This is a genomic window from Prevotella sp. oral taxon 313, assembly GCF_003043935.1.
Taxonomy (GTDB): Bacteria; Bacteroidota; Bacteroidia; order Bacteroidales; family Bacteroidaceae; genus Prevotella; species Prevotella jejuni.
The window spans coordinates 1,583,517-1,599,735 of the sequence record NZ_PYXE01000001.1 but is presented as its reverse complement, the minus strand read 5'-3'; the positions used below and the strand labels follow the sequence as shown (position 1 = coordinate 1,599,735).

The window sequence follows — 16,219 nt, the reverse complement described above, 5'->3', positions numbered from 1 at the left end:
TAATGACAATGAAAGAAGAAAGGGCAAATACGAACGGAAACACTTGAACAATAACATCTTATGCACTTTTCTGCATTTTGTGATATGGCAAGATTGAGCGGAAAACGGCAATAGTTCCGTTACCAACTCGTAACCCATAGGGCACAAAGCAAAAAGGGGTTACGAATTGAATATAAACAACTGTGGCATAGGTTTTTATTCCTCATCTTTCATTTTTCTGCATAGCTCAAGAACTCTTGTTCGTATGTACCTTTGCAAGCAAAGGAAATTAGAAAAAAACGACAGAAAAATGAAAGAAAACAAACTGAAAGTCTCGTTTTTCACACAGGCTAAACGAGCGGACAAAAAAGGCATGGTGCCGCTTATCGGACGGATAGAACTGGGCAGGAAGCATTCCGCCTTTTCCGCCAAAAAGAAAGTCCCATTATCTCTTTGGGATAGCAGAAAGCAACGTCTTCTCGGCAAGAGTGCCATCGCAAATTCTATCAACCGGTATTTGAATGAATGCACTGCACTCATTCATGCACGCTATCGGGAACTTTGCGAAAGTGGAGAGTCATTCACGGCTACGGATGTGCGCAATGCCTATCAGGGACAGCTTTGTCAAAGCTCAATGCTTTTAGAGTGCTATGCTGAGTACCTCACACAGATTCATGAAAGAGTGGGCATAGACCGGGCAATGAAAACACTGGAGCTGCGTATCTATCAGCAAACTCTTCTTCGGGAGTATGTGCGTAGGAAATACAAGTTAAGTGATATTCCGCTCATGGAGCTGGATATTTCCTTTATAGAAGGCTTTGAATACTTTCTGACAATAGACCGAAAACTGAAACGTGGCAGTATATGTAGTGCCTTGGCTGCATTGAAGGCGGTTGTGAACAAGGCTGTCAAAAATGGCATGATAGACCTGTATCCGTTCATTGGTTACAGTTACGAAAAGACGAAAGGAACGCCGAGAAACATCACGCAGGACGACCTGCAAAAGATTATCGACCTGCCCATCAAATGGGAGAAATATCGTGTCGTCCGTGATTTGTTCGTGTTCTCCTGCTTCAGCGGTCTTGCCATTTCAGATATACGCAATCTCAAAGAGGAAAACATCATCATTGAAGAAGGAAAGCTATGTATTAAAAGCAAGCGTGTCAAGACGAAGACTCCTTTTCGTGTAGTAGTTCTCTCCCCAGCCAAGACCATTATGGAAAGATATAGGGGCAGACGTGCGGGATATGTGTTTGACGTTCCCCCAAGAGACGTGGTTTACAATGCGATGCACCACATACAGAGAAGTATCGGTATGGAAACCCCTCTGACCTTTCACATGGCTCGCCATACTTTTGCTTCGGTCATTACCCTGTCGGCAGGTGTTCCGATAGAAACCGTAAGCGGTATGTTGGGACATACCAATTTGAGAACGACACAAGTGTATGCTGCGGTCAATTCAGAAAGAATAAGGCAGGATATGCAGAAGATTCAACAGCGGATAGAACACACTTTCACCTTAAAATTATAGCTTATGGCACACAGTACATTCAAGACATTGTTCTACATTAACCGTTCCAAACAGAAGAAGAACGGCAGATGCCCGATAATGGGGCGAATCACCATAAACGGGCAACAAGTACAATACAGTATGGGATTGGATGTCAATCCAAACAATTGGGACGCAAAGCATGGCAGATGCAAAGGCGACACTGATGAGATGAAGAACATCAACCGCATACTGACAGAAAAGGAAGGACAGATACAAACCAAATACAATGAGCTGGTTTGGCAAAAGGGGTATGTAAGTGCAGAACTGCTCAAAAATTGTCTGACGGAGGATTCACAAAGCAATGGAATGCTCATGGAAGAGGCAGACCGTTTCATAGAGGAAAAACGCCCTTGTGTGGGAATTTCCATCGCCCAATCCACTTTCCGCAACTACATCTATGACAAGCAGCTCATAGTATCCTTCCTGCTGGAAAAATACGGAATGTCCGATATTGGTTATTCACGGTTGGACTATGGCTTTGTCGAAGAATTGGATTTCTATCTTAAAAGCAAGCGCAGATTATCACCTGCCACCATTCAAATGACGGTTATTTTCTTGAGAAAGCTCATCAGCATCGGACAACAGAAAAAATACATCCGCCGAGACCCGTTTGTGGATTTTAAGGCGGAAAAACCACGTGGCACGAGAAGGTATCTCACAACGGAAGAACTCAAGCGCATTTTGCAAACGCCCATCTTAAACAAGCAGTTCGAGCGAGCAAGGCAACTCTTCATTTTCTGTGCCTTTACGGGACTGGCTCGTGTGGATATGTTGCGACTGACACCTAAACATATCCACCATTATGATGACGGAACTTGTGAGATACGTATCAAGCGACAGAAAACGGACGTAGAAGCCATCATTCCACTTCTGCCCATCGCAAAGGAGATACTTGACATTCATATAAAAGGGAAACAACACGATGATTTGATATTTCCAATATTGAACGTCAGCAAGGCATCTTTCGCCTGTATAAACATTGGTCAGATATGCCAAATTGAGAAAGGCTTGACCTTTCACATGGCTCGCCATACTTTCGCCACGACCATCTGCCTTTCCAATGGTATAGCAATGGAAACGCTCTGCAAGATGCTCGGACACAGCGACATTGGAACGACACAGATTTATGGAAAAATTACCGACCTGAAAATCAGAGAGGACATGAACCGTTTGCAGGAACATAAAAGTAAGACTTTTTCTGACTATACGGAAGCTATCGAAAAGCAAAACGCAACAATATTCTAGAAATCAGCAAAAATTTATGTATGAAAACAGATAATAGCAAAAAGGAACTTTCCTATTTTCGATTGAAGTTGGAAAGCTATATGAGTGAACATCATCCCGAAAGAATGAGTGATATGGAGTTTATCACGGCAAGAGCCGACATGGCACTGACCGCCTACTGCGATGCCGTGGCGCAAGGCTTTAATCATTTAGAAGCAGAAAGAATAGCAAGTGAAGTGCTTTTCAGTGGACTGCATTTCTCAAAGTACGATACCCTTGTTTCTGTCTTGGAGGACGAGTTTGAGAGGGAACTTCCTGCACCGCTCCCCGAGAGGCTTTCACTTTTATTGTTGGCGAACAAGGCTGTTCAAGCCACATTCGCTGGGTACGAACTGACGGACGCATTTGCCGCAAGCGGACAATACGACCGTCTTTACACCGAACTGACAAGCACGATAGTGCTGCTCATCGAGAGCAACAACCTGCCAACGGTCAAACTGGCGGAGGAAGCAAGCCCAAAGGCGTTGTAGGCAAAAGCAGACGCAAAGCCCCTGAAGCCGTTTCTTATCGTGCAAAGGTACAACGGCAGCCTATCTGCCCTGACAAGGTCGAGTCCTGCGGATGGAGAGAAGAATCTCCACCGCAGGATTTTTCTGTTTCAAGGCGGTATTGCCATTTTTAATATCCGTGCGGTCGTATTCATCTCTCCCAACCTTGCAGGGCAGGGCTGCCGTAGAGAGTATAGGCACGACAAGAATACGGCATACTCAGGCTCTTTGGACGCAAGGCGTAACAACCAACAACAGATAGGACTGACGATAATACGGACAATCTGTTGTTTGTACAATTTGTTGTCATGACTATCTGTTGTCAAAACTATATATCGTCAAAATAATCTATCGATAAAACTATCTATCGACACTTCGACATCTCGGTTTGTCGAACTATCGAATTATCGATAAAACAACAAAATAATAAAAGGAACGAGCCGGCACCTCTTCTCATTACCGCAATCATACCATTCTTATACAGAACATAAGAGTTTTTCAGCGACAGCTCCAAATCTGATAAGGAAAGCTACCAGCTTTTGGACTTAAAGCTTATGAGCTTTCTATGAAAAGCTTATAAGCAATCTACAAAAAGCTTATAAGTAATTCACAAAAAAGCTTAAGAGCTTTTTAATGAAAGCTTAGGAGCTTTTGGGTGAAAGCTTAAGAGCTTTTCAAATTGACAGACTAACTTCTTTTCTCTTCCTTCTATTTCCCTGCTTTTCCTCATTTCTTGCAGCGGTGCTTCCGAGGGTTTACTTTTGCACTCGATAAGTACGGCAATGGACTGCATAACAGTTTGTTTGCCGAGTAACAATAACGTAATCAAAACAAAAAGAATGCAATGAAACTCATTATTATCGACCGCAAAGCGTGGGAGCGGCTCTGCTCCGAATTTGCAGACTTTATCCACAGTATTGAACAGCTTATCGGCAATCCGCCCGAAACGGACGAATGGCTCGACAATGAAGCCGTATGCCGCAGGCTCGGCATCAGCAAACGCACCCTGCAATCCTATCGCGACACGGGTAAAATACCCTTCTCCATCATTGGACATAAATGCTATTATAAGGAGAGCGACATCGCAGAGTTACTGAATGCAAACAATGAATGAAATCAAACACAGAATGAACTATGGAAGAGAAAGAAATCATTACGCAGCAAGACCCTCAGATGCAGTCGTTTTCACAACTGATGGAAAGAATATTGAAGAAATTGGAGCGGTATTGCGCTACCGCCCGTCCGATGCTGGGCGGAGAGGTTTACCTGACAGGCGAGGAGGTGTGCAAACTTTTACGGTTGAGTCCTCGCACACTTCAGGACTATCGGGACAATGGCACGATTGCCTATTTCAAAATCGGAGGAAAGATACTCTACAGGCAGAGCGACATACAAGCTATGCTTGAAAGGCATTATAATCCAATACCGCAAACAGGTAAGTTATGAGTTAAGTTAAGAACTCAGTCGCGACTTAAGTCAAATGGTCAGTTATGACTTTGGTCAAGAAATTAGTTTCGACCTAAGTCAAAATTAACTTTAGTCAAAAATATGTCAGCTCATAAAGTCAGTAAGTCAAGAAATTAGTCTAAACTTATCTCTTGACTTAATTCTTGAACTTTGAACTCTCGTCTATCAAAAGCACCCCAGAAAGGTTACTTTATGGAACATAACAAACTATCTCTTTCTTTATACTGGCAAGGTGTGTCTTTGTACCACAAATTGCCATTTGTACCACAAAGCCCCTTGCCCCGAAAGGGGATTAAATCACTTCAAAGTCGTGATTAGAAAGCAATGAAAAAGCAGAAACAAAAGAAGCCAGACGGCAGATGTGCCACCTGCCCAAGATGGGACAGATGGCACATCAGGATACCTAATTCTGAAGACCAGCAGAAGCTTATCAGACTCTACCGCAAGTCGGGAGCAAAAACGAAAAGTGATTTTGTCCGAGCAAGACTTTTAGGTGAAGCCTTTAAGGTCATCACCCAAGACCCTGCAAAAGAGCCTTACTTGGAGAAACTCTCCGAAATCGTTGCCATGACTCATAAGATAGGCGTGCTATACAACGAAGCCGTGAAAGCCCTCAATACTTATCATTCTGTTGCCACTGCTCAACGATTGCTCAGTAAACTTGAAACTTATTCCCAACTTCTTATCAGACTGCAACAGCAAGCAGTGCAACTAACAAAATCCCTTGAGAGTAAACAAGAATGAATGCTGATAAATCATAATGCCCAACGTTAGTATCGTGCTGTGATTGCCCAATCCCTCTTTGGTCAGTTATCAATGTTAGGAAGATAGGCTTTGTATGTTGTAGACGGTAATAAAACGGTTCTGGCAATTCTTATATCGGTAGCGTTGTTTACCTGTACTACTTTTACCACTTCTGATAATATTGTTTGAGTGGCAATGCAGACATTGAAACTCAACTCCCAATCTGGAGCATAAAGTTCCGAAGCATTCTCGTAAGCTCATTTTTCCTTTGTTTTGGATTACAAAAATAGCAAAAGGCAGAGAATCTTTCCCTGCCTTTACGCCTTATCTTTTAAAAATCACATTGATAATCAGATGATTATTACAATAACTCCTGATTTGAAGCATTACCGAATCTCCTTAACATATATAATAATTCCATTTCCCCGATTAACAAACATGGAATCTCCTTTTTGTTCATAAGTGAAAACGGTACCATTATCAGAAAGTGTTTTTTGTAGAATTATAATCTTTCTGTTTAATGGGATGTCTATATATTTTATAAGATGCTTGTCGGACTTTAGTTCATTATTTGTATAAGATAGAATACCATCACTTCTATATATATCTACATTGTTTAATCTCCTCTTTATATAATATCCTATCATTTTTACGAAATACTTCTTCTCTTTATATGTTATAATCTTATCACTAACATTATAATGTAATCCTTGGGATGATTCCTTACAGTATAAAACATTGAAAGATTCATACTCTTGCTCTTTAGTTGAGCAAGAGTATAACAATATGAAAAATGCAATTAAATAATCTATCTTTTTCATTTTATTTCTACATTTTCAATCTGCGGTATTTTATTCACATCTCTCTTCTCTATTATGACTTCTATTCTACCCTTATTTGTTTTGCTTTTTTGGGATTGATTTATAATACTATCTAATATTTTATTTGTGTAAGCGTTAGAAGAAAACTTGTCGCTATTTGCAATTCCGAAACATCCTTCTGAGGCAGCATAATGATTCTTCCCATTTAGATTACATATACCACCAACATGCATCATAATCCCAGCAGCAACATCACTTTTATTTCTATACTCCATTTCAACAGAAACATTATTAGGGGCTGCATACATTACCTCAGAGTCATGTTGTTTTAACTTCAATGCCTTGGTGCCATTTCCTTTAGGAAACTCTATAACTTGTGCTGTATAACGATTGTCTTCTTCATTTTTAGGTTCATAAGCAACATTAGATAAAACCAATCTATTACCATTTCTATCACCTTTCCTCACAGTAAAGGCATCCCTTGTGACAGAGAATTCCATACGAAAGTTCTTATCCTCCGTATCACGGACTGTTACTTTATAAAGGTTTACCCTTGTAATAACGTCTCTTTCTTGTCCCGTATAACCTATAATTTTTTGCCAAGTCGTCCTACCTGTTTTTTGTTTTGTGATTGTTATAATTGGATAAGCTCCATCTGGATCTACTAGTAAAATAGGGTTATTATGACAATAGGAATACGTGCTGTAGATTGGAGCCTTTTCCTGCATCGGATCACAACTCATCCACAAGCCCAGTCTCGGCTCGTAATACCTCGCACCATAGTAGTACATACCCGTTTCCTCATCAAACTCCTTGGCATTGAAGAGGTAAGGTGTGTTCCATGTATTGTTACGTTCCTCTATGAAGACCTCGCCGAACGGTACATACTCGATGTGCTGCGATACCTCGCCATCGAGATTGGTGATGTAACTACTGCTTCCCAAGTGGTCGGGGTGGTAGTAGAACTGCATCTTCTCGTAATTGTCCTTGTCATGGAAATTATTATCTACAGCAGAACGTGTGCTGGCATTCATGGCCCTTGCCTGTGCTGCCTCCGGCGTGTCGTCGTTGCAGCAGAAGCCTTGACCGTTCACGTAGTCGTCATTGTCTTTACCATTATAAGGTTGGTCAAACGTTTTGTAGTTGTCCTTGATGGATTGCAGTTGCCGGTTGTACTTGGCCTTGTAGTCCACCGTCAAGCCATCTGCCTCATTGCCTGCGTATGGTATTCGTCTTGGGTCTGCACCATAACTTGCAAGGTCGCCAAGTTTAGATACGATACGCTGGCTACCCACATAGATGTGCTTCGTATATTTGCCACCTTGCCCAGCAACGAGGTATGGACTGACATAGAGTGAGAAGCGAGCCGTACCGGTGTTGCCACCCGAGAACTCGGAGTTTACGTATATGGCTTCGTTCTCGCCACTCGTCTTCACCGTGCGCTCGCCATCAGCATCATACCAATAGTTGCTCACAAATCCGTTCTCATCCACTGCCAACAAGCGATTTTCCTCGTCCCAACGGTACTTCTGCTCGGTTGCCTTTTCATCCTCCTTACCGTCACGCTTTACACGTGAGGTGTTGATGTAGACAAGGTTTCCGTTGGCATCGTAAGTGTACTTGTGTCCGTTGTTGATATTCATACTCTCCGTAGGAGTTTCTTCCGTCCGGTAGTTAATATCACGAACATTATCGAGCTGGAACTTCTTGCCGTCTCCCTTCTGATAGGTATAGGTGAGGTCATAGCCTGCGTTGAGCGTGCCCTCGAACTGCACGCCCGTCTGCGTGAGGTGCTGCCTCTTGCTCGTGATGCGGTGCATGTTGTCGTAGCCCATAGATAACGTATAAGAAGCGGCTTTATTGTCCGTTCCCTTATAAGTACCTGTTGCGCTTGCCAAACGATACAATGGGTCATAAGTATAACTATGGCTCATCTGCCCGCCTGCCTTGCCACTCTGTGGGAGTGGAGCATTGTTCTTAATACCGAGCACGTTGCTCACTGCGTCATAACTATAGGCATTGTCCATAATAGTACCTGCCTTGACATTGACCACGAGGTTCTGCAAACGTCTGCGTGCAGGGTCGTAACTATAGAACGTTTCCGCTCCGTTGCAATACTTCAGATAAGTGCGTTGCTCAAACTTATCATAGCCTATCTTGTTCACATAGTCATATCCATAGGACTTGTAACCACGCACGTGGTCTACTTGCCCACCGAGGTTGTAGCCGTAGGTTACTTTCTCCTCATCGGGGTAAATCATTTCCAAGAGGCGGTTGTGGCTGTCGTACTTCCACTGTGTTACGTAGGTTGCCACTGCCTGGTTGGGCACAATCAGCGTGCGTACAGTCTTCAATACCTCACCCATTTTACCATAGTAATACTCGATAGCACCACTGCCGTCCTCACGAAGCATCAATCTGCCGATACGGTTGTGAGAAGAGTTAATACCACCATAATGGTACTTCACGTTGTTTTCCGGATGGTCAGGGTAGTTGATTGCCGTCAGACGTCCGTAATCGTACTCGTAATTGATGGTCTTACCCTCCTTCTTAAGGTTGGCGGTCTGCTTGGTGAGCACATTGCCCAAAGCATCATAGGTAAAGGTGGTGATACCGCTGGCAGGGTGATTTACCTCTGTGCGGCGATCGCCCATATCATAGACGGATGTCGTTACGTTGCCCTCCGTGTCTGTTACCTTGACCAATCGGTCGATACCATCATACTCGAAAGAAGTGGTAATGATACCATCTGGTCCGCTGAGTTGCTCGGTCTTCACCGTCTTGCCACTACCGTCGGTGTAGGTTGCTTGACGATTACCCAACGCATCAGTTACAGTCGTTACGAGTGCATTGCTACCTGCGTCCGTAGAGTACTCTGTCTTGGTCTCAGCATTGTCCGGAAGCGTTACTTTCATAGCCCGGTCAAGCACGTCATAAACCGTTACGGTTGGCGACACGTTATCAAAAGCCTTGTTGAAAGCTGTCTTGCTGCCCAGTGCCTCCGTTGTTGGATAGTAAGCCTTTGCCACACGACCGAAAGCGTCATAGACATTGCGTCCGCTGACAATCATCACGGTCTCGTCTTTCGGAGCACTACCCTTGGCAGCTGTCGTTACCACACCGTCTTTCTTCACCTGAACGGGACGCCCGAAGCCGTCCACGAAGGTTACGGTCTCCATATCATCGCTTGGGTGTTGTATGTCGTAATGCTTGGTCACTGCGTAAGCAGGCACTGTAATACCGTTGGTGCCGAAAGTAGCCTTAGGCTGATAGTCAAAGGCAATGATGTAAGGCACACCTGTTGCCAACTCATTAGGACCACGCACTGCTTTTACACGTCCGAGGTTGTCTATTTCCGTTTCATAATAGAAGTGGTTGAGATCCATACGGCGGAGCGCCATACCATAGCGGTAGTCGAAGTTGGCTGCCTCGCTACGGTAGCCAAATGCATCGTCTATGCGCTCGACATACATATTCATCACCGGCTCATAGCGGTAGGTGTACCACATGCGCTGTCCTTTGCTGTTAGCAGGAAGCGTGGTCTTGATAATGTTGCCGTAAGCATCATAAGTATAGTCAGAGACAGCTTCGCTGCTTCCGAGTTGTTGCTTAATCTGCGTAATATGGTCGGCATAGTTCAAATCGTAAGTCGCAGAGACTTGATGATAAGTCTTACCATCACCGCCCGTTACGGTTACGTTGGTAGGTAGCCCGAAGATATGTTTGTTATCATTGTGAGCATATTGTATTGCGGTTTGGTAGTCGAACTTACCCGAACCGTCAGCACCTAACTTGCCCTTGTCACTGAACTTGTAGGACTTCAGTTCACCATGATGTCCCGTGAGGTAATACTCATTCCAAGCCTCTGAGGTGGTGATGCCGGTTGCCTGTCCCTCATACTGTTTATTGGCGGTATAGCGTAGCGGTACGAAAGCAGAGGCGCGGTCGCTACAGAGTTTCTTCTGTTTGTTGAAAGTATAGCTGTCGCCATTGGCTGTGATATAATAGCCGTCATATTCATTGCGTGTCTCGGTGTATTTGTTGCCTTTGGCATCCTCTACAGACGCTCCAAGCTCATTGCCCTGTGCGTAGTAGGTGGACACATCGTAGAGCTGCACAGCCTGACGATAGACTGCGGATTCACCCTGTTCGGTGTCGATATTCTTGGTTACGACCTTTCCAAAGCCGAGGAACTCACGCTCGTGGCGATCCTTCTGTCCATCTGAATAGGCAAACATCGTCTTCATCATCGGTCCATCATCACGGATACCATCGTCAATGGTTACGGACGACATTACCCATTTACCACCGGGAAGTCCGTAGGTAGGCGTACTGTGTTCGTAGTCCAGTGTAAAGGTTCCGCCAAGGGAGTTGGTCACGCTCTTGAGCATGTTCGTTCTGCCGATGGCAGAGCGGGTTACTTTCAGTTCACTTTCCTTATCGGATTCTACAATATCAAGGTAGCCGTCGCCGTCCACGTCTTGCAGAGAGTAGTTGTTACGATTTATACTATGACTGACAGAAACAACTGGATTTATGGAAATTTTGACAGGAATTAACTTTGGGGTAAAATTGACAGTAAATGCAACTTCAGCTCCCTCTGAGGTTGAGGCTGATTCGCTAAGAGAAGAAAGCCCTTTCCACTGAATGGCATCCATAAAGCCATTACCGATATTAAGTGCCACCATAATAGTCTTGCCATTGCGCCATACCTTATCTGGTAATCCGTCAGAATTTACATCAGAGAGATTATACTCTTCTCCATTCTTAGAGGTTACAACATTGTATCCCCCGGCGAAGCTTGATGACCCCTTATTGAAGCTACCACCTATATTGGCGTTATAAGTAATTCCCTTACCTCCTTGTATTCGATCAATTCCCCAATCAATCGGTTCTGTGAAGTTGTACCCTAAATTAAGTCGAACTTTATTTCCCTTAATAATTTTATCAGGTAGACCGTCTCCATTCACATCCATGAATGTTTCTGTACTCCAATCCTTGTTGGACGGAGGAATACTGACAGATCCAGACATACGAGCTTTTGCCTTGTTGCTGGAGCCTTGGTTGCTGGAATGATCCTTTCCTTTTGCAATATGAGCAATCGTAGAACTTATCGAAATAATAGGGTCGCTTCCCAATGCCCATCCTTCAGACTTGTTCTCGCTGCCGATGGTTCCAATTCCACTATACTTTTCTCCACTGATACCTCCTTGCGAATTTGTATATTGTATGACTCCCTTTTGAAAAATATCCGGGAAACCATCCCCATTGAAATCCATCATGGTGGAGCGAGTTACACTCTTACCACTTGCATCATTGTATGTAAAAGCAATGCCTGTCTGATTGACATCACTTGTTGCAACCATTTCCTGTGTTATAGCTACAGCACCGGTTCCTTGTAGACACGTACCGGAAACTCCTGCTATATCATCAATATGTTCGAATGGGTTAGTTAATATTACATTTTGTTCAGTTAGTCTTGAAGCCCCAGCCTCTTTAGCTGTAAGGTACAATTCTGCTCGTTGTCCTATCCATCTATCAAATGAACTTTGGTCTGTTCCTATTGGTACAAATGCCATTGTCAAAGGATCCATCTTGGCATCCTTGCTATCGGGGAGCTTCAGCAGTGATTCATCAATAGGTTTGCTATACCTACCTTCGGAAGCATTATAAACAAAACCACCCCAACCACGATACATTGTGCCGAAGCCTTTGTTCTCTGTTTGGGCATAGAAGCCTGCCTGTGCTGTTCCTATGCCACTGACAGTAGCTGCAGAAGTTACTGTCTGACCTGAGATGTTACCTGAATAGAAGTAATCTATCCATATCTTGCCTGCACTGATACCGGTGATTATCAGAGGATCCCCTGAAAGACTGCCACCACTGAAAGTGTAAGTCTTTTTACCCAGCAGTTTGTCTACAGTCTTGACAGTCATCGTTACCATTCCGTTTACCGTTGGTGGTAGCATCGTGATACTCGGAGTAACTGTCAGGGTTGAAACATTGGAAGCAAGTACTACAGGTTTACCTTCACTAACCATGTCAGCAAAGAGAACATAATGGGTTGCCCCTGCTGTACGCTGCCTGCTACCTTCCTTGCCTATGGTCTCTATTTGTGGGGTCCACTTTATTTTCGACCAGTCCACATTAGAAGAAGAACAGATTTCAAAGTTTAGATTTGTCAAGCCATCCGGATTAGGAATCGTCTGTTTAATTTCTCCGTCAAACGCTTCATTCCATGCTAAGGTACGGGTATAGATTTCTCTTTTTTTATAATTCGGATTATTATTACCCAAGCTGTCTTTTAACTCATTAGATGCGACAATTCTGAGCGTAACGTCATCTGTTGTGACGGGTTTGGTGAACTTACCTGACAGGTTCAAAGAAGTGCTCTCTGCCACATTGGTCAGTGTATTGGCATCATAAACGGCACCCTCCTGTGGTTGATAAACAGTGGTAGATAATCCGCCGGGGAGTGTTTCTGCCGCACCTGTATAGGTAATGACAGGCGCCCATTTCACGTTGTCAAAGGCACCGTTGCTTGTTTCCTCCGTACCAGACTGGACACGGAAATAAATGCGGTCGCCTTTCTTGACAGTGATATTCTGTGCCGTAGCATTATAAGCCGTTGCATCTCCTTTGGTAATTTTCTTGTTCCAGAGTTCCGTACGACCTTTCTGAATGGCTACGCGCACACCATCAGCATGAGCATACTCATCGGTATCGTATTCGCCTGTTGGAGTAATCAAACTAACTGTACCCGAGATGCTGATGATTCCATCTTTAGGTGCCTGCCATACACGTACCATATCTTCCATCGGAGAGGATTTAATCAGTTCTGCTTGCTCGGCAGGATCAACCTCCCCAATAGTTTTATCTATTTTCTTGGCATCATAGATGATGGGGCTTGGTGTATCGGCGCTGCTAAGCGTAAAATGAGGAATAGCATGACCTTGTTCGTCAATTTCTATATGATTAAAATAAACCTTACCACTGGAAACTATATCTACAAGCCCATCACCATTAACATCGCTGAAATATACAGAGGTTTTGGTAGTCGTGCGAGAAGTACTTGTAGCAACAGTAGCCATGATATACTGCCACCCAGCCTTGATGGCAGGTCCTCCAGAGAAAGTATTACTGGATGAAGCAGAAAATTTAGAGATACCAACAACTTTGATAGGTTCTCCATAGGTTATTTTCTTTTCGTCTGTGCATATTTGCGGACGATAGTACACAGAACCTCCATCCTGATATATCTTGTCGGGTAATCCATCTCCGTTAAGGTCTGCAAAAGTCAATAATCCCTTAGAATTATCATGAGAGTAATTAAAAGAACCACCAATAGTGCCACTTGTTGAAGAACTTTGATCATCAACTCCTGCTCCAGCATAGAAAGAGCCACCATAAGAAAGGCTTGTTGTTCCTCCTAAGGCAGTAGGTTTGTCGCTGAATATGCCACCAACTTCTTTGAGAGGACTTATAAATCCTGCGTCAAGGCCGTCATCGTGCGTATTCCATGTTTCCTGTTTTTCCTTAAAAGGCACATACCCCTTAGCAGCCTGCACATCATCGTAATAGTCAAAATTCTGATAAGACACTTCTGCACCTTTGTCGTCGAGTTGCTTCACACCCGTAAGCACATCTTTGTTGAACGCACCCTCGCTATAAGTAAAGGCATAACGGCGGAGCGTACTTCCTTGGAAATTCACCGTTAGCTTCTCTAACAAACGATTCGATGAGGTTAGGAAGCCATATCTTGCATTGTTGTTTTTGAGTCGTTTCTGTTTACTGCCTTCTAAGACAACCACTGTGTGGGGTGCTTGTCCGCTATTACCAGCACGTACTTCCTTAAGATAAATGGCTTTTGCTACAAGTCCACCACGAACAGGTTCGTCGGCAGTCTCATAGACGTATTCGATATAATCACCGTGTGTTTCTTCCACACGTTTGAGCTTCCATTCGGTAATCACCTCACGGCTTTGACCGCTTGCATCGGTGATGGTACCTTTGAGAACGGCACCTTCTCCACCATAAATATATTTGATTCCTTGTTTGTCGGTTACTTCCCAAGTATAGTCGGCAGGAGAATTACCCTTTCGGATAATACGGCTGAAATCTCCTCCCTGCCGAGTGTAGAACTGTCTGTCCGCTTTTCGGTTCATCTTCTCACCACGGTGAGCCACACCCATCTTGCCGTCGTCACCCATCGTGGAAAGCATAGAACCCGACATCAAATAGGTCTCGGTTTCTTTACTTGTATCGTATCTTGGAACACCCCAGCGAGTATCCAACGTAATAGAAGGAACAGAGAGATTCCAACCCTCTCCAAGCCATCCACTACCACCCTCACTACTGTACTGTATGCTCAAAGAAGGAGCCATACCATTGCGTGCGGGAGGCATTTCAAAGCCATACTGGAGATTAGCAGAACCTCGGTTGTTGGCTGTAGGAGGTGTAATGAGATTGATTTTTGATGTCGGATCCGCTGCCTTGATGTCGTTCATCATTGTTGGTGTGAATCCGTCGGTCTGTGGAGATTCGGGTGCCTTGATTACACCGTTGATCATATCGGTGAAGTGCGTGGTGCGTGACACGACACAGGTCTCCTTCTTATCCACCCTGACTCTTTCCAGTGCCACCCAGTGCTTGGTATTCTTGTCGAAGTAATAGGTATTGATGTCGTCTTCTGTAAAACCGCTCGGGATTCGCGTGCGGTCGTATTTTATCTTCACCGTCGCACCCTTGCCCTCGAAGTGGTTGCCGTGGGGCAGAAAGCGGTAGCCGTCTCCCTTGGCGGTGACGTTGGTCATGCCGTAGTCAAGGGCAGGAATGTCCGTCTCGCGGAGTGCCGTGACGGAGTATCTGCCATCCCTTGCGATGTCCGCAGCCTTCACGGAAAGGACGTTGCCGCCGATGGCGATGCTGTCCGCCCTGTGTGCGAGGAACTGCTTCTCCGCCTTTCCACCGACGGACACGAGGGCACGGGCGTAGTCCGCCCTACCTCCCTGTATGGGTGTTATTGTCCTGTTGATGTTCCTGCCCGCAATGGTTGCCGTGAGCGTGAGGTGTCTGCCCGTCGATGGCACGATGCCCTCGAATTCTCCGTCATGGACGGTGAGGATTGTGCCGTTCACTGAGACACGGCTTGACTTCCCTCGCACGAAGCCGTGGAGGTAGGTCTGACCGTCATAGGCTATGGGGGCGGAGGAAAGGATTATTTCTTCCTGCTTATTGGTATTAGTCTTTGTCTTAGCATCCGCTACGGTCTCGATATGTACGTTCCTGACCGAATAGGCGTAGGAAGCATCCGTCGGAATGGTGAAGAGGACGGTGTTCCTGCCGTCCTTCAGCCACTCGGGGCTTATTTCCTCCCTGACGGTCTTCCAGTCCTTGGAAAGAACCGTAAGGTAGCCGCCGACAGCCGTGCGATCGTTGATGCTCCTGCTGATGCCCTGACCAGAACTTACGCCCTTGAGGTCATAGACCAGCCATGCGCGCATATTTGGAGAGACTTTCTCGACTGTTATCTCGAAGATGTTGTCCTCGGGGTTGTCCGAAACCCGTCCGTCGGGCTGTCCTATGATGCCCGAGGCATGGTCTGCCGTGTAGATGGTCTCCATAACGGAAGAAGTTGCTGCTGTCGTCTTTGACTTATCCTCCTTCCTTGCCATCCGTGATATTCCCTGCGTAGCTTTTTCTGCATTATGGACGTTCTTCGTGGACGTCTCGGTCTGTGCTGTCTCCTGTGATATACTCGTGCCGTTGTTTTCACGTGCACTGTCCTGTCCCTTGTATATATGCGTCGCAGCGATGGCTGCGGTGATGGCTGTCAGTAATGCCGCCGATATGAGGTAATGCTTTGTCTTCATAGCCGTTGGGGT

At 44.9% G+C, this 16,219-nt stretch carries 11 protein-coding genes; 7 read left to right on the top strand and 4 right to left on the bottom strand.

Annotated features, from left to right (window positions below):
* Nucleotides 1-289: 289 nt before the first annotated feature.
* From AXF23_RS06255 to AXF23_RS15940, 4 genes are read left to right on the top strand one after another with little or no spacing between them, the layout of a single operon-like run.
* A complete protein-coding gene (locus AXF23_RS06255) occupies nt 290-1,510 on the top strand; it encodes a site-specific integrase (RefSeq protein ID WP_107625814.1) in 1,221 nt (406 codons plus the stop codon).
* A gap of 3 nt (nt 1,511-1,513) precedes the next feature.
* Nucleotides 1,514-2,776, top strand: coding sequence for a site-specific integrase (locus tag AXF23_RS06250; RefSeq protein WP_107624693.1), 1,263 nt, complete (start codon nt 1,514-1,516; stop codon nt 2,774-2,776).
* Between the two features lie 20 nt (nt 2,777-2,796).
* On the top strand, nt 2,797-3,285 hold the full coding sequence (locus AXF23_RS06245; RefSeq protein WP_107624692.1) for a DUF1896 domain-containing protein: 489 nt from the start codon (nt 2,797-2,799) through the stop codon (nt 3,283-3,285).
* A 39-nt stretch (nt 3,286-3,324) separates the two neighbouring features.
* The gene (locus AXF23_RS15940; RefSeq protein WP_158267684.1) at nt 3,325-3,615 is read left to right on the top strand and encodes a hypothetical protein; all 291 of its coding nucleotides are present in this window, start codon (nt 3,325-3,327) and stop codon (nt 3,613-3,615) included.
* Nucleotides 3,616-3,922: 307 nt separating this feature from the next.
* Here AXF23_RS15940 and AXF23_RS16250 read toward each other — a convergent pair whose 3' ends face one another.
* Nucleotides 3,923-4,270, bottom strand: a complete 348-nt coding sequence (locus AXF23_RS16250; RefSeq protein ID WP_233251327.1) for a hypothetical protein — start codon at nt 4,268-4,270, stop codon at nt 3,923-3,925.
* Between AXF23_RS16250 and AXF23_RS06240 the strand changes: the two genes are divergently transcribed.
* The 3 genes from AXF23_RS06240 to AXF23_RS06230 all read left to right on the top strand — a co-directional run bounded on the left by AXF23_RS06240 (nt 4,157) and on the right by AXF23_RS06230 (nt 5,514).
* Nucleotides 4,157-4,417 carry a helix-turn-helix domain-containing protein gene (locus AXF23_RS06240; RefSeq protein ID WP_233251326.1) on the top strand — a complete coding sequence of 87 codons (261 nt, stop codon included), beginning with the start codon at nt 4,157-4,159 and terminating at the stop codon, nt 4,415-4,417. The genes AXF23_RS16250 and AXF23_RS06240 overlap by 114 nt on opposite strands.
* A 20-nt stretch (nt 4,418-4,437) precedes the next feature.
* On the top strand, nt 4,438-4,749 hold the full coding sequence (locus tag AXF23_RS06235) for a helix-turn-helix domain-containing protein (protein WP_107624690.1): 312 nt from the start codon (nt 4,438-4,440) through the stop codon (nt 4,747-4,749).
* 345 nt (nt 4,750-5,094) lie between these two features.
* A complete protein-coding gene (locus tag AXF23_RS06230) occupies nt 5,095-5,514 on the top strand; it encodes a plasmid mobilization protein (RefSeq protein ID WP_107624689.1) in 420 nt (139 codons plus the stop codon).
* Nucleotides 5,515-5,589: 75 nt separating this feature from the next.
* Here AXF23_RS06230 and AXF23_RS16570 read toward each other — a convergent pair whose 3' ends face one another.
* The 3 genes from AXF23_RS16570 to AXF23_RS06215 all read right to left on the bottom strand — a co-directional run bounded on the left by AXF23_RS16570 (nt 5,590) and on the right by AXF23_RS06215 (nt 16,207).
* On the bottom strand, nt 5,590-5,775 hold the full coding sequence (locus AXF23_RS16570) for an IS1/IS1595 family N-terminal zinc-binding domain-containing protein (protein WP_107624688.1): 186 nt from the start codon (nt 5,773-5,775) through the stop codon (nt 5,590-5,592).
* A 125-nt stretch (nt 5,776-5,900) separates the two neighbouring features.
* A complete protein-coding gene (locus tag AXF23_RS06220) occupies nt 5,901-6,335 on the bottom strand; it encodes a hypothetical protein (protein WP_107624687.1) in 435 nt (144 codons plus the stop codon).
* Nucleotides 6,332-16,207, bottom strand: a complete 9,876-nt coding sequence (locus AXF23_RS06215) for a toxin TcdB middle/N-terminal domain-containing protein (protein ID WP_233251248.1) — start codon at nt 16,205-16,207, stop codon at nt 6,332-6,334. Before AXF23_RS06215 ends, AXF23_RS06220 begins: the two co-directional genes overlap by 4 nt.
* Between the last annotated feature and the right edge of the window lie 12 nt (nt 16,208-16,219).

What these genes read in the sequence shown, in the direction of transcription:
- AXF23_RS06255 (WP_107625814.1), top strand. Translation starts at nt 290, where the DNA reads ATGAAAGAAAACAAACTGAAAGTCTCGTTTTTCACACAGGCTAAACGA.
- AXF23_RS06250 (WP_107624693.1), top strand. Translation starts at nt 1,514, where the DNA reads ATGGCACACAGTACATTCAAGACATTGTTCTACATTAACCGTTCCAAA.
- AXF23_RS06245 (WP_107624692.1), top strand. Translation starts at nt 2,797, where the DNA reads ATGAAAACAGATAATAGCAAAAAGGAACTTTCCTATTTTCGATTGAAG.
- AXF23_RS06235 (WP_107624690.1), top strand. Translation starts at nt 4,438, where the DNA reads ATGGAAGAGAAAGAAATCATTACGCAGCAAGACCCTCAGATGCAGTCG.
- AXF23_RS06230 (WP_107624689.1), top strand. Translation starts at nt 5,095, where the DNA reads ATGAAAAAGCAGAAACAAAAGAAGCCAGACGGCAGATGTGCCACCTGC.
- AXF23_RS16570 (WP_107624688.1), bottom strand. Translation starts at nt 5,775, where the DNA reads ATGAGCTTACGAGAATGCTTCGGAACTTTATGCTCCAGATTGGGAGTT.
- AXF23_RS06220 (WP_107624687.1), bottom strand. Translation starts at nt 6,335, where the DNA reads ATGAAAAAGATAGATTATTTAATTGCATTTTTCATATTGTTATACTCT.
- AXF23_RS06215 (WP_233251248.1), bottom strand. Translation starts at nt 16,207, where the DNA reads ATGAAGACAAAGCATTACCTCATATCGGCGGCATTACTGACAGCCATC.